General features: G+C 58.0%; 12 protein-coding genes, 1 pseudogene and 1 riboswitch. Of the genes and pseudogenes, 9 read left to right on the top strand and 4 right to left on the bottom strand.

Translation table 11 applies throughout. The annotated features are described in order from the left end of the window. From ACVWXE_RS06235 to ACVWXE_RS06225, 3 genes are all read right to left on the bottom strand, one after another. On the bottom strand, positions 1-528 hold the full coding sequence (locus ACVWXE_RS06235; protein ID WP_457489851.1) for a hypothetical protein: 528 nt from the start codon (positions 526-528) through the stop codon (positions 1-3). A 9-nt stretch (positions 529-537) separates the two neighbouring features. After that, the gene (locus ACVWXE_RS06230) at positions 538-924 is read right to left on the bottom strand and encodes a plastocyanin/azurin family copper-binding protein (protein ID WP_457489850.1); all 387 of its coding nucleotides are present in this window, start codon (positions 922-924) and stop codon (positions 538-540) included. Positions 925-1,094: 170 nt separating this feature from the next. Further along, a complete protein-coding gene (locus tag ACVWXE_RS06225; protein WP_457489849.1) occupies positions 1,095-1,760 on the bottom strand; it encodes a DUF4439 domain-containing protein in 666 nt (221 codons plus the stop codon). Positions 1,761-2,038: 278 nt separating this feature from the next. On the opposite strand from ACVWXE_RS06225, the gene ACVWXE_RS06220 reads away from it, so the two are divergent. Next, entirely contained in the window at positions 2,039-2,758 is a 720-nt protein-coding gene (locus tag ACVWXE_RS06220) for a WecB/TagA/CpsF family glycosyltransferase (RefSeq protein WP_457489848.1), read from the top strand. Positions 2,759-2,951: 193 nt separating this feature from the next. Continuing rightward, positions 2,952-3,638 (top strand): cell division ATP-binding protein FtsE, encoded by a 687-nt coding sequence (locus tag ACVWXE_RS06215; protein WP_011433482.1) that lies wholly within the window; start codon positions 2,952-2,954, stop codon positions 3,636-3,638. 176 nt (positions 3,639-3,814) lie between these two features. Here ACVWXE_RS06215 and metE read toward each other — a convergent pair whose 3' ends face one another. After that, positions 3,815-6,079 carry a 5-methyltetrahydropteroyltriglutamate--homocysteine S-methyltransferase gene (gene metE / locus ACVWXE_RS06210; protein ID WP_011433481.1) on the bottom strand — a complete coding sequence of 755 codons (2,265 nt, stop codon included), beginning with the start codon at positions 6,077-6,079 and terminating at the stop codon, positions 3,815-3,817. 456 nt (positions 6,080-6,535) lie between these two features. Continuing rightward, a riboswitch (cobalamin riboswitch) is annotated at positions 6,536-6,740 on the bottom strand. Positions 6,741-6,886: 146 nt separating this feature from the next. Here metE and ACVWXE_RS06205 point away from each other — a divergent pair. The 7 genes and pseudogenes from ACVWXE_RS06205 to ACVWXE_RS06175 all read left to right on the top strand — a co-directional run. Further along, positions 6,887-7,489 (top strand): annotated as a pseudogene (locus tag ACVWXE_RS06205) (ABC transporter ATP-binding protein); the annotation flags it as partial. 94 nt (positions 7,490-7,583) lie between these two features. Then, positions 7,584-8,495, top strand: coding sequence for a cell division protein FtsX (locus ACVWXE_RS06200; RefSeq protein WP_457489847.1), 912 nt, complete (start codon positions 7,584-7,586; stop codon positions 8,493-8,495). A 61-nt stretch (positions 8,496-8,556) separates the two neighbouring features. Further along, positions 8,557-9,159, top strand: coding sequence for a hypothetical protein (locus ACVWXE_RS06195; RefSeq protein WP_238376736.1), 603 nt, complete (start codon positions 8,557-8,559; stop codon positions 9,157-9,159). 57 nt (positions 9,160-9,216) lie between these two features. Further along, entirely contained in the window at positions 9,217-10,401 is a 1,185-nt protein-coding gene (locus ACVWXE_RS06190; RefSeq protein ID WP_457489846.1) for a pyridoxal phosphate-dependent aminotransferase, read from the top strand. Next, on the top strand, positions 10,385-10,798 hold the full coding sequence (locus tag ACVWXE_RS06185) for a hypothetical protein (protein WP_457444502.1): 414 nt from the start codon (positions 10,385-10,387) through the stop codon (positions 10,796-10,798). Before ACVWXE_RS06190 ends, ACVWXE_RS06185 begins: the two co-directional genes overlap by 17 nt. Before the next feature lie 303 nt (positions 10,799-11,101). Continuing rightward, positions 11,102-12,727: a peptide chain release factor 3 gene (locus ACVWXE_RS06180; RefSeq protein WP_457489845.1), complete on the top strand. Its 1,626-nt coding sequence runs from the start codon at positions 11,102-11,104 to the stop codon at positions 12,725-12,727. 270 nt (positions 12,728-12,997) lie between these two features. Continuing rightward, the gene (locus tag ACVWXE_RS06175) at positions 12,998-14,134 is read left to right on the top strand and encodes an aminotransferase class V-fold PLP-dependent enzyme (protein WP_457489868.1); all 1,137 of its coding nucleotides are present in this window, start codon (positions 12,998-13,000) and stop codon (positions 14,132-14,134) included. The last annotated feature ends 311 nt before the right edge of the window (positions 14,135-14,445 follow it).

The following is a 14,445-nucleotide window of genomic DNA, read 5'->3' as shown; positions in this document are numbered from 1 at the left end:
TCAATGCAATGGGATCAAGAAAAGCATGGCCAAAGCCCCGATTCCCCCTGCCACCGCAAACTGCCACTCCAGCCCCCACAGCAGGCAGGCAACTCCGCCCAGGATCTGGATCCCACCGGTGATCCAGTAGGGGAGACGCGGCGGATCCACCAAGCCGTTGAGCCAGTGGCCCAGCCCCATTTGCCACAGCCAGAACACCCCCAAATACTGGCCCAAGGCTGCCAAAGGGGTACGTCCGACAAAGGGCAGCACCGAGAGGATCATGCCCTGGGCGATCACCAGCGTCCACACCAAGCCCACAAAGTAGAGATGGGCCAGTCCGGCTGTTCGAAACTCCGGCAGCCTGGTCTGCCGCACCATGTAGCCCAAGCCAACCAGGGAAATCACCAACCACAGCCAGTTGATGTTGGCCTCTTGGTGAAACTGGGTGGCAGCAAACCCAATCCCCAAAAGGACGGCCCAAACCAGGTACACCCGCCGACAAATGTTCCAGAAGGGAAGAGGGGATCCCAGGGGTTCCATTTGCATGGCCTTCACCTAATCGACGACGACAATGCGGCCCACCATGCTGGGGTGGATATCGCAGAAATAGTCCTGGATCCCAGCTACTTCGAACACCACCGCTTTGCTCTCGTTGCGACTTAGCCGTCCCGTCCCTTGAAACTGCGCTCCCTCCACAGGAGTAGCCGTGTGGGGGGTGGAATCCAGGTTGGTGAAGGTCACCTTGCCCCCCCGCTTGAGGGTAACCTCCGAGGGCAGGTATTGAAACCCGCGAATGATCACCTCTGCTGCCGCCGTTGCCTCGACAGGATCTCGCCCCGCAACAGAGCTGGCTTGTCGCCACCGATCCACAGCCAAGATAGCCCCCACATTGAGCAGGGATCCCAGTCCACTCAGCAACAGCAGCCGCCGCGTCATCGGCATAGGACTTTCTCCACACAGGTTTAGGAAGAGAACAAAGGCTGAGGCGCTCAGAAGAAGGCGATTGCGACAGCAGTGCAGAGCACTTGGATCTCCAAGCCCCAAGTCCTACAGAGGACGTTGGAAGGCTTTGCAGATCATCGCCTCATCGCCGGCAGGGGTTACCAACAGCTCTACACCTTCAGGATCCAGCGCTCCCGAGTCTCGGCGCTGACAAAGGGGGCAGGCACCACCAGAATGCTGGGGTCAAGGCTGTGGAACACGGCCCGGATTGCGGTGGCATGGGCAACTTCGTTGGGGCCAATGGTGCTGGCAGCAGCCACCAGGTCTTTGTTGGAAAGCTGGACAAAGGCATCGTTGTAGGCTAGGGCCGCATCGAACTCCAGAGCCAGGGCCAGCTTGGCGATGTTGGCATCGGAATCGAGATTGCCTTCTTTGTTGTCGATGTAGGTGGAAAGGTCGTAGCTATCCCGCGCCCGAGAGGGGATCCCTCCCAGTTGCCGCACGGCACCCGCCAGCAGATCCCGGTGCTGTTCGTGATCCTTCAGGTTCTTGGTGGCCACTTCCAACACGATCTTGCCCACCTCAGTATTGCTCAACTTGCCGGCAGCGGTTTTGTAGGCCCAGATTGCCTGCTGTTCCAAGTCAATGGCCGCGTTGAGGATGGCGATGTCGGCAGTGTTGGACTGGGCGGCACCGGGCAGGGTGCGCAATCCAATTGCTCCACCTACACCCGCCAGCAAACCAGCCAACAACAAGCTGCGGCGGGAAGTTGCAGGGCTGGGATCCCATTCGGCGGCCAAGTGAGGCAGAGCGAAGGGAGTCTTTGCAGTCTTCATCTCAAGTCTCCTGTCTCGAAAGATGGCAACCAACCTTCAGGGACTTGCTCTTGGTCGGGCAATTCCCTCTCGGCCTGGTCTGATGGGAATACGCCGTGGATGCCGCCGCGGATGCCTGAGGGAAGAGATTTTCGTGGTCAAATAGCCATGAAATGCCTCCTCGAACTCCCCTCTCCCTCTGGGAGAAGGTCCGGGCTATCTTAAAAGCGTGTCCAACGGCTCCAGTGGGGGCCAGCATTCGGTCGGTAGTGTCGTTATCCATCCATGCGATTCTGGGCGTGAACCTGCACCTTGCTCTGCCGGAGGCCAGCCTACAAAGCTACACCACGTGGATTGAGGCGCGTATCCGGGAGGGGCAGGGCGCTCAAGTGGTCACCTGCAACCCGGAAATGATCATGCAGGCGCAGCGGGATCTGGCCTTTGCCCAGGTGCTGCAGGCAGCAGAGCTGGTGATCCCCGATGGCATCGGGGTGGTGTGGGCCCTGCGGCGGCAGGGGATCCGCGTCCAGCGGGTGCCGGGGATCGAGCTGGCAGAAACCCTGATCCCGTTGGCGGCAGAACGGGGGTGGCGCTTGGCCCTGGTGGGGGGAAGGCCGGAAGTCAACCGGGCGGCGGTTCGACATTGGCAAGCCCAGTGTCCTGCTTTGGCCCTCTGGGGCTACCACGGCTACTTTTCTGGCAACGAAGAAAAAGAGCTTCTGCAAGCTCTCCAGGAATTTCGACCGCAACTGGTGTGGGTGGGGCTGGGATCCCCGCGGCAGGAGCTGTGGATCCAGAAGTGGCGTCCCCTTTTGCCCCAGGCTATCTGGATGGGGGTGGGGGGCAGCTTTGACATTTGGGCCGGCCAAAAACGGCGAGCGCCCCGTTGGTGGCGTGACCATCACCTGGAATGGTTGTATCGTCTCTATCAGGAACCCTGGCGCTGGCGACGCATGTTGGCTTTGCCCAAGTTTGTCTGGCGGGTGCTGTGGGATCCCTCTTCTCGTTTGCGCCCCTAGTCTGCCGGCGCTCTCTCCCTCCTCTGTCTAGGCGCTTACTATGGTGATCGGTCAGCACATCGGCTATCCTCCTCGCTTGTACCGTTGGGCCGGTACGGCTCCGACTCCTCATCTCCCTGCCCCGGCCAATCCAGAGGCCACCCTGGGCTTTTACGGCAGCACTCAATCCGGATCCCTGGAAACCCCGGCCAGCATGGTGTCCTTGCGGGGCGTGAGCAAAGTCTTTCCCAACGGCAACTTGATTTTTCAGGATGTGAACTTGGAGGTGCGCCGCGGCGAGTTCGTGTTCGTAACGGGGGTCTCCGGAGCAGGCAAGTCCACTCTTTTGCGACTGCTCTACGGGGCGGAACAGGCCACCGAGGGCACGGTCATCGTCGATCAAGTCTGTCTCTTTTCTTCTGAAGGGCGGCGGCGACCCTACCGCATCCCACCGCGTCCGCTGGCCATGTTGCGGCGGCGCTTGGGGGTGGTTTTCCAAGATTATCGCCTTCTGGCCAACCGCACCCTGGCAGAAAATGTGGCCTTCGTGCTGCGCGCCCAAGGGCTGTCCCCCGCAGAAATCCGCCGTCGCATCGGGCCGACCCTAAAGATGGTGGGGCTGACCGAAAAGCGAGATCACTTTCCCCATGAGCTTTCGGGGGGGGAACAGCAGCGCCTTAGCCTGGCCCGGGCCATTGTCAACATGCCGGTGCTGCTGCTGGCGGACGAGCCAACAGGAAACCTAGATCCGGAAAACTCCCTCTTGGTTCTCCAGATTTTGGAGCGGCTCAATTCCTTTGGGGTGACCGTCATCATGACCAGCCATGACCCCTATCTGGTGGAGCGGGCCGGCCACCGGGTGGTGCGCATGGAGGGAGGGCGCCTGTATGATCTGCGCTGAGGGCTGCCGGGATCCCTATTTTGCTCTTCACAAGCTTTTTGAGATCCCGGAGAGCAGCTTTGCCGGTTGCATCAGCAGACCGTAGGCCCTAAGCCAGCCGCATCAGCACAACAGCGGCACCGCCCGCGGCGACTTGTCAAGCCAGCCCGACCAGTTACATCAGCGGGTCGTGGGCCTTACTCGCGCAGACCCTCAGGTTGGGTTTCCAGAAGCTCCTCCCCTAGCTGATGAGCGGCAGCCACCATATTTTTCAGTGCGGGGATCACCTCCTCCCAGCGGCGGGTCTTGAGGCCACAATCGGGATTAACCCAAGTTTGCTCCACAGGCAAGTGGGCCAGTCCTGTGCGCAGCTGCTGCAGGATTTGCTCAACGCTCGGCACCGCAGGGCTGTGGACATCGTAAACGCCGTTGCCCACCTGGTGACGATACCCAGCCTGGGCAATTTGCAGCAGGGTTTTGTTGTTGCTGCGGCTGTTTTCAATGGAAAGCACGTCGGCATCCAGCCGCTCAATGTGCTCGATGATGTCCCCAAACTCTGAGTAGCACATGTGGGTGTGAATCTGGGTTTCCGGCTTGGCCCCGCCGGTAGCTAGGCGAAAGGCATCCACTGCCCAGCTGAGGTATTCTGGCCAGCGTTCTTTTTTCAGAGGTAGCCCCTCCCGCAGTGCCGGCTCATCCACTTGCACCATCACCGCTCCAGCCGCTTCCAGATCTGCCACTTCGGCTCTCAAGGCCAGGGCAATCTGCAAAGCCTGCTCCCGCCGGGGAATATCAACACGGGGAAAGGACCAGTTGAGCATAGTCACTGGCCCCGTGAGCATGCCTTTCACCGGCTTTTGGGTGTGGGACTGGGCTACTTGGAATTCCCGCACTGTCATGGGTTGGGGGCGAACCACGTCGCCGTAGAGAATGGGAGGGCGCACGCAGCGGCTGCCGTAACTCTGCACCCAGCCGTGTTCAGTGAAGGCAAAGCCTTCCAGCTTCTGGGCAAAGTACTCCACCATGTCGGTGCGCTCAAATTCCCCATGCACCAACACATCCAGGCCAATCTCTTCTTGAATGCGGATGCACTTGGCAATCTCAGCGTCAATGGCTGCTTCGTACTCCGCCTGCGAAACCTCCCCTCTTTTGTACTTAGCTCGCCACTGCCGCACCTCTGGAGTTTGGGGGAAGGAGCCAATGGTGGTGGTGGGCAAAGGTGGTAGCTGAACCTGCCGACTTAGGCGCTGCTCGTAGGGCAGGAATCGCTCGAAGTCCTGGAGCTTGAGGTTGGCCAAAGCCTGGCGCACTTGGGGGTTGGGGGGGCTAAACTGCGCAAAGCTCTGCCACTGCTGCTGGATTTCCGCCTGCTGGGCAGCAGTGTCTTCGCCGTTGAGGGCTCGCGCCAGGAGAGCTACTTCGGCCAGCTTCTGTTCGGCAAAGCTGAGGACATTTCTGAGGGGTTCCGGCAACTGGGCTTCCAGAGCAGCGTCGTGGGGCACAAATTGCAACGAAGCGGAAGGCTGCACCCGTAGGTTGGGAGCTACCCCCTGCAGCTCCCGCAGGCTGGCCAAGACGGTCTCAGGCTGAACCTTCCAGACATTCCGAGCGTCCACTACGCCAGCACCTAGGATCTGGTCAGCCGGAAAGCCATAGGTTCTTACCAGATCCAGGGTGTGGCCACGGGTAAAGTCAAGGCTAATGCCGGCCACCGGCAGTTGCACCACCCAGGGGTAAGTCTCCCCCAGGTCATCGAAGTAGGTGACCAAGTGGACAGGGATCCCGGCGGTTGCCAACTGGCGGTAGCTCATTTCCACAGCTTCCCGCAGGCCACTTCCCTGGCTGGTAACCAAAATGGGATCGTGAATCTGGACTTCTGGGATCCCCAGCTGTTTTAACTCCTGGAGGAGATCCCGGTACAGAGGAAGGAGCTTTTCCAAGTCCGCCCGCAGATCCCCAGATCGCTGGCTAAGGCAGAGCAAAGTCACTGGACTGAGGACAACGGGGCTGGTGCGCTCCCCTAGGATCCCTTGGGCCCGCCGAACTCTTTCCAAAAAATCCCCAAAGTTAGGACTGGGATCGGCTTCCGGCTCAATTTCGGGTACCAAGTAGTGGTAGTTGGTGTCAAACCACTTGGTCATTTCCAAAGCCGGCAGGCCCTCCCGCCCCCGCGCCATGGCAAAGTAGCGGTCTAAACCCGACAGACCTCGGAACCGAGAGGGGATCAGCCCCAGCCAGGTGGCCCAGTCCAGTACATGGTCGTAGAGAGTCTGATCCCCTACCGCAATGTGATCAATCCCAGCTTGTAGCTGAGTCTGCCAGGCTTGAGTCTCCAAATCCCAAAAGGTAGCCAGCAGAGCCTCTGACCCTAGGGCACCACTCCAAAAGCCTTCCAAAGCTTTTTTGAGCTCGCGGCGCTTGCCCATGCGGGCATACCCCAATGTCATGGTTTGTGCAGTCATGTTGTGTGCCATCCCAAATACTGAGTTTTCTAATTTTCCTGCGTTCAATTCGCCCTCAACTGGGATCCCGCCCGCCAAGGAAGAAACCGGCTGTTCCTCTCTTGCCTCTGGAACCCCAACAAAACACTGCCTTTTGCGCAAAAAAGATACTCAACGCAGCCAGCGATCGCAGTGGCTACTTGCCAGCCACCAATTGAAGTCAGGAAGCCTGACATCTCACTCTTTCCTTCGCGTAGGCGGGCTGTAGATCTTGATAGATCTTGGTGCAACAGCACCCAAAATTTACTCTCTCCCGGCCAACTGGCTCAGAGTCTTGCTTGGGTTCTTGGACTTATTTCTACTGCTGAGGAGTACCGAAAGCTTGTGGGAGCAACGCCGGGAAAATGCTCAGGATAACGAAAGCAGAAACGAGCTAAAGCCAAGACAGTTACCATCTGTACCTCGCAGATGTTGTGAAGTTTAGAAAAACCATCGGCGGGCATTCTGACTGACACGGTTTTGGGGGACAAGACCTGGATCGGCAGCGAATGACTCTAGAGATTTGCTGCAGGACTTCTCCTAAACCGGATCACAGCTGCGGGACAGCGGCAGATTCTCACTGCTCTTTCCCCGTTTCCTCTGGCGGCTGATCCCCGTCAGAACCGATAGCTGAGCTACATCGTATCACGGAGTTCAGAGACGGGAGTAGAGTGCTTCAATCATCACCAAGCCAGCAGCCTTTGGAGCTACCAGACCTCACCTTTCACCCAGCGGTCTTGCAGGAAGTCATCGGAATCCTCTAAGCATCCTCCCCCCCTGCATTGCTCTCAAGTAGAACTTGGGGAAGTCGTAGGGCTGATGGCTCCCTCTGGTTTTGGCAAAACTACTCTGGCCAAGTTGCTGGCGGGCTACCTTACCCCCAGCCAAGGTCGGGTGAGTGTGACAGGGCAGCCTTTGCCTCGGCGAGGGTACTGTCCAGTGCAGCTTGTCTTTCAACATCCAGAGCAGGCCGTTAACCCCCACTGGCGCATAGCTCAGGTCTTGCGGGAAGGGCCTCCTCCCCAGCCAGAGGTTCTCCACACCTTAGGCATTTCCCCCAGTTGGCTCAACCGCTATCCCCATGAGCTAAGCGGGGGAGAATTGCAGCGGGTTGTCATCGCCCGGGTTCTCAACCCACAAACTCGCTATTTGATTGCAGATGAGATGACAGCCATGCTCGACGCCAATACCCAAGCCCTGATCTGGCAAGCTGTCTTGGCCTATGGGCGGGCACATCAGATGGGGCTTTTGGTCATCAGTCATGATCGCTTTCTCCTGGAACGGCTCTGCAGCCGCTACGTCATCATGACCAGCCATGACCCCTATCTGGTGGAGCGGGCCGGCCACCGGGTGGTGCGCATGGAGGGAGGGCGCCTGTATGATCTGCGCTGAGGGCCTGCCGGGATCCCTACTTTGCTCTCCACAGGCTCTGTTGAGCTCCAGGGGGCAAGGGTCTGAGCCCATTGATTGTTGGATGGAGAACAGCATGCAATCTCTCTCCCGATTTCTCAATAAAATCCGCTATCTCCTACAGGAGACTTTTTTGGGGTTGCGGCGGGGGGGTTGGCTGAACTGGGCCGCTGTGAGCACCCTGCTGGTGTTGCTGTTCTTGGTGGGGATCGGCGTTGAGCTGTCCTGGGGCGTGGATGCCACGGTGCAGTCGCTGGGAGGACAACTGGAGATCTCCGTCTACCTGGAGCCGGAACGGCAGGGGGTGGAGCTGCAACCTCAGGTCGCCCAACTGCCTCATGTGGCCGAGGTGAAGGTCATCACCAAAGACCAGGCTTGGCGCAACCTTTTGCTGGAAATGGGGATCCAAGACGAGGCGGCCATGGAAACCCAGTTGGGGGAGAACCCCTTGGTGGATGCTCTGCGGGTTAAGGCGGATTCCACCGAAGCCTTGGGGGAAGTGGCGGAGCGGATTCGCCAACTGGAAGGGGTGGATGAGGTCTACTACGGCGACCGCATTGTGGAGCAACTGGCCCAGCTCCAGGACATGCTACGGCTGGGATCCCTGACCATTACCGGCGTGTTGGCCCTGACAGCGGTGGCGGTCATCACCACCACCATTCGCCTCATCGTCATGGCGCGGCGGCGGGAGATCGAGGTGATGCAATTGGTGGGGGCGACGGCAGCCTGGATTTACTTGCCCTTTATTTTGCAAGGGTGCCTGTTTGGGGTGATCAGCGCAGTGGGAGCTTGGGGATTGATCTTGGGATCCCAGCAGTTGCTGCAGGAGCTGCTGGAGCAGTTGATTGCCTTGCCCTTCCTCAAGGTGATGCAGGCAGATCGCAGCCAACTGGAGTTTTGGCTCTTGCCGTCGATGTTGTTGGGGATGGGGGTTTTTCTGGGCACCACCAGCAGCTTGATCGCGGTGCGCAAGTCGGCAGGGCGATGAGCTGGAGGCGATGCTGAGGAAAGCCCTGGATATTCCAATCTGAGGATCGCCATAGGATAAGATGATGGACTCTACTTCCCTGGCTTTCCAAGATCTGGCCGCCATGAACCCATTGCCTCCTCCCGCCCACCCCTACCAGTTCCGCGCTTTGGGCCTGATTAAGGGATCCCTGAAATCGATCCCCAAGACTTATGCGCAGGCAACCTTGGTTGCCTCTGACGGAGCAGAATATCCGGCTACCCCCGGACGCGCCGAGCTTCTCGGCCCCTTCGAGCACTGCATCAAGAGCGGCCATACCTACTGGTACTACGTGCAGCCGCAGCCGCGTTCAGGGGGGGCTTTGGGCTTGAGCATCATCCGCATCCTGGCCCTGCCGGAAGAGGAGCAAGACCCAGAGTGGGAAGAAGAACCGTTTTTGCCTGCCCCTGAGGACACAGAGGAAGGCTTTAACATCCGCGGCATTGTCGAGCCCCACGATGGCTTTGTTGAGGTGACCGTGCGGCGCAAGCCCCAGGGAACCAAGCAATTTGCTCCTCTGCAATTGCGCTTGGAAGGGTTCTTGCCCGGAGCTGTGGCGGGCGAGTTTTGGGATCTGTTGGCAGAGCGAGAGGGCAACAAACTGCTGTTGGTGGATGGTACCCGCCTGTTGACCGCAGTAGCCTAGCTATCTAGATTGGCCCTGCTTGAGAACCTTAAAATAAACCAAAGAGCTTCCCAACCGATGGTGTCTGCTGCCGGCTTGTCCCAACGGGTCGCCCATCTATCCCCTTCCCCCACGCTATCCATTTCGGCTCTGGCTAAAGCCATGCAGGCAGAGGGGCTGGATGTGTGTAGCTTGAGCGCAGGCGAGCCGGATTTCGATACACCTGACCACATTCGGGCCGCGGCCATCCGTGCTCTGGAAGAGGGCAAAACCCGCTACGGCCCCACCGCTGGGATCCCCGCTCTTCGCCAAGCAGTGGCCGACAAGCTGCGGCAGGAAAACGGCCTGGAGTTCAGCCACGACCAAATCCTGATCAGCAACGGCGGCAAGCAAACCCTGTTTAACCTGGCCATGGTGCTGCTGGATCCCGGCGATGAAGTGATCCTGCCTGTTCCCTACTGGGTCAGCTACCCCGAAATTGCCATTTTGGCAGGGGCAAAGGTTGTGCAGGTGCAGACGGAAGAGGCCCAGGGGTTCAAGCTCACCGCCGCCCAACTGCGCCAGGCCCTCACCCCCCGCAGCAAGCTGCTGATTCTCAACTCGCCGGCCAACCCCACCGGAGCCGTTTACCACCAGCACGAGCTGGCAGCTCTGGCAGAGGTGATCCTCTCCGCCCCCCATCTGTACGTGATCTGCGACGAGATCTACGAAAAGCTGGTTTATGGACAAGCCCGCCACATCAGCCTGGGATCCCTTTGCCCTGACTTGATGCCGCGCCTGATTCTCAGCAGTGGCTTTGCCAAAGCCTACGCCATGACCGGCTGGCGGGTGGGCTACTTGGCCGGGCCCAAGCCCATCATCGAGGCAGCCATCAACCTGCAAAGCCACAGCACCTCCAATGTCTGCACCTTCGCCCAGTACGGCGCTCTGGAAGCCCTGACCAGCCCCCTATCGGCAGCGGCTGTGGAAAAAATGCGCCAAGAATTCTGGCAGCGGCGAGATCTGATGCTGGACGGGATCCGCACCTTGCCGGGGGTGACTTGCCCGGAGCCAGAAGGTGCATTTTATGTGTTTGTCAACATCGGCCAAACCGGGTTAAGTTCGGTGGAGTTTTGCCGGCAGCTGCTCAAGGAACACCACGTGGCTGCTGTGCCGGGGGTAGCCTTTGGGGCAGATTCCTACATTCGCCTTTCCTATGCTGCCGATCGCACCACCCTCGAAAAAGGGCTGCAGCGGCTGCACCGGTTTGTGGCTTCCCTCTGAAAAGCCAGCCGAGCTTTTGCCCCCTGCTACTGCTTGCACCGACAATGGGGTTCGCCGCAATGGCACCCCCAATGGGCAGGGTGCCCAGTCGGATCCCCGCGAGGCTCTGGATGCACAACTGGGCCTGCAAAAGCTTACCCTCAAATGGTCTGCCGAGAGGGTAGAAAAGCTGGGATCCCTGGAAAGCGCCACTGGGCTACCGGGCGAGATTTTGCTGGAAGTCCTGCTGGATCATTGGGAACAATTGCCCAAGCCCTTGCAGCAAGATTGCCTCCTGCAAGCCCACCGCATTCGCGTCGAGCGGCTGGTGATCAGCCAAAACTTCACCATTGCCACGATTGAGCAACTGCTCTTCACGTCAGCGTTGCGCAACAACAACGAGCAGCATCTGCTTTGAGTTCTGGCCGGTTGGCCTGGGAAATTCCCCCTCAAGATCTCCGCCAGTATGCTAGACAACAGGGATCCCTGTTCCTGTGCTAGGGTCAAAATGGTTCTGTTGGCTTTTCGCGCTTTTCGGCCTGTGCTCTCTCCCCCTCGCTACCTGGCGGCAACCCAAGCCCATTATCATCAAGTGCATTATTCACCCTACTTCTCACTTTTGTTTTTCTATCTTCTCCCTATTTCTCCCATCGTTTAGGGGACAGCATTGCAACGTCATCTTCTTTAAAACGACCAGGTTGTAGTGGAGCGGCAACAGTTGATGAAAGATCTTGATTTGACCAAAGCTGTAGAGCAACGGCGTACCTTTGCCATTATTTCCCATCCCGATGCGGGGAAGACCACCCTCACCGAAAAGCTGCTGTTGTACGGGGGGGCCATTCAAGAAGCGGGAGCTGTGAAGGCCCGTCGGGCGCAAAAGCGGGCCACTTCCGACTGGATGGAACTGGAAAAGCAGCGGGGTATTTCCATCACCTCTACCGTCCTGCAATTTGATTACCGCAACATTCGTCTCAATCTGCTGGATACTCCCGGCCACCAGGACTTCAGCGAAGACACCTATCGCACCCTGGCAGCGGCTGACAATGCCGTGATGCTGGAAGATGCCGGCAAAGGGTTGGAAACCCAGACCCGCAAGCTGTTTGAAGTGTGTCAGATGCGGGGGCTGCCGATTTTTACCTTTATCAACAAGATGGATCGCCCAAGTCGGGATCCCTTGGAGCTGATGGATGAAATTGAGACAGAACTGGGCCTCAAGCCCTATCCTGTCAACTGGCCGATTGGCTCAGGCGAGCGGTTTACTGCCCTATTTGACCGCCGAACTCAGGAGTTTCATTTCTTTGAGCGGGTATCTGGGGGGCGGCTAAAAGTTCAAGATACCGTCATTAAACTTGGGGATCCGCAAATTGAGGAGTTGATCGACAAGGACTTGTATTACCAATTCAAGGAAGAGCTGGAACTGCTGGATGGTCTCATGCCCACCTTGGATCTAAAACAGGTGCATTCTGGCAAACAAACCCCGGTCTTTTTCGGCAGTGCCATGACCAATTTTGGGGTGGAGCTTTTCCTCAATGCATTTTTGGAGTATTCCTTACCGCCAATGCCTCACGAGAGCACTGCTGGGCTAATCCCGCCCGAACATCCTGAGTTTACGGGCTTCGTCTTTAAACTGCAGGCCAACATGGATCCCCGCCATCGGGATCGCGTCGCTTTTGTGCGCATCTGTTCCGGCAAGTTTGAGAAGGATATGGTGGTCAACCATGCCCGCCTCAATCGTCCCATTCGCCTATCTTATCCCCAGAAGTTGTTTGCTCAAGAGCGCATCTCCATCGATGAAGCTTACCCTGGGGATGTGATCGGCCTGAATAATCCCGGCATCTTCACCATTGGGGATACCATCTACACCGGCCCGAAGCTGCGCTACGCCGGGATCCCTAGCTTTTCTCCTGAGCTGTTTGCCTACTTGAAAAATCCCAATCCTTCTAAGTTTAAGCAGTTCCAGAAAGGGGTAGCGGAACTGCGGGAAGAAGGGGCTGTACAAATCATGTACTCTATCGACGATTCCAAACGGGATCCGATTGTGGCAGCGGTGGGCCAGTTGCAGTTTGAGGTTTTGCAGTATCGCCTTGAAAGTGAATACAACGTCGAAACCCGACTGGAGATGTTGCCCTACACACTGGCCCGCTGGGTCGAGAATGGCTGGAAGGCGCTGGAGAATATTCCCAGCTTGTTTAACACCCTAGTTGTTAAAGACATTCAAGACAGGCCCGTTCTTCTGTTTAAGAACGAGTGGACTTTACAGCAATTTGCTGCCAGCAACCCTAAAATCAAGCTCAGCAAAATTGCCCCTCTCTCGGATCTCGGCCCAGAATTGGGTGACGGCCAATAGATCAACCTAAGAGAATCCGTCTCAAAGAGCCTTAGGTTCTGACATTCAGTCGAGATGCCATTGGTCTCCACATCAGCGGTGTTGATAGGTGTTGATATCTTCGGATTTCTGAGCAAACCCTTCATGCAGATCGCAGGAATTCTCACATCTTTTTCGTGCATCTTCTAGGGCTTGAGTGAGTGAACCATGCCTTTCTTCTCCAACCTGGGATCCGATTCTCCCCACTTTGGCGCTGCCCTCAGTGCTTGTGCGCCACTTTGCGAACGCTCCTTGTGGGGACTGGATCCGCAAGCCGTTTTTTTGAATCACGGCTCCTACGGCGCGACCCCGAAAAAGGTGTTGCAGGCCCAGAGTGTATGGCGGGAACGCCTTGAGGCTCAGCCGGTGCAGTTTATGGGAGAGGAACTTCCTCGAGCCTTGCGGGCGGCGGCAGCAGAACTGGCCCATTTCGTCGGGGCCGAACCCGAAAATTTGGTGTTTGTGGAAAATGCCACCAGCGGGGTCAATGCCGTTTTGCGCTCGCTGCGGTTCCGGCCAGAGGATCAGATCGCCTGCACCAATCACGGTTACGGGGCCGTTCGTCAGGCATTGCAGTACATCTGTGCCCAGTGGGGAGCCATCCCAGTTGAGGCGCAGATCCCTTTCCCCATTGCGGGGCCAGAGCAGGTTATCGCGGCCTTCGAGGCCATCCTCACTCCCCAAACTCGCCTGGCGGTGTTGGATCACCTCACCTCGCCTACGGCTCTGATCTACCCCCTGCCTGAGCTGATCGGCCTCTGTCGGGAGCGCGGGATCCCGGTTTTGGTGGATGGCGCCCATGCCCCCGGAGTTCTCCCCTTGGAGTTGGAAAAGCTAGGAGCCGATTGGTACACCGGCAATGCCCACAAGTGGCTGTTTGCCCCGAAAGGCTGTGCCTTTTTGTGGGTGGCCCCCTATCGACAGGCCCAAACTCATCCTACGGTGATCTCCCACGGCTATGGGCAAGGGTTCACAGCGGAGTTCGACTGGGTGGGCACACGGGATCCCAGCGCTTGGTTGGCCATTTCAGCAGCCCTGGCGTTTATCCAAGGGGTGGGACTGGACAACATCCGTCAGCACAACCACACTCTGCTGCTGCAGGCGCGGCAGTTGCTCTTGGAGGCTCTTGAGGGGATCCCGCCCGCCCCCGAAAAGATGTTGGGCTTTATGGCCACCCTACCCTTGCCGCCATTTTGGCAGCAGTGGATCCCTGAGCTTCCTCTTGAGGAGCGCGCCCGTCGGCTTCACGATTACCTCTGGTACAAGTACCGCATTGAGGTTCCGATCATCCCCTTCGCCGGGCAGCTTTGGGTACGCATCTCGGCCCAGGTCTACAACCGTTTGGCAGAGTACGAACAGTTGGCGCTGGCCTTGCAGCATCTGCCCTGAGGTTTTGTCGGTTGAGCCGCTTTCACGACATTGCAAGTATAGTTGCTTCGCACACCAGTAAAACGATTCCAGATCTATGGTCAATTCAGTTGAGGATGAGATGACGTTACAGGTAGGATGGCATGCCAGTAGACCTCAGAAAGAAGCCTTGACCTGAGAGAGAGTCGTAGGGCATGTCCAGGAAGGGAGCAGACCCACAGACGTACAAAGCCGGTCATACAGCGGAAGGGAAGGGTATGGGAGTCGGTAAAAGCAGCGCGGAACGCTTGGGGAGCGTCTCAATCTAGTTTGAAGCGACCGCAGTGCTTTCA

This window comes from Thermostichus sp. MS-CIW-41 (assembly GCF_054058915.1).
Note: the sequence above shows the minus strand (reverse complement) of the source record. Positions and strands in the feature narration are given on the sequence as shown.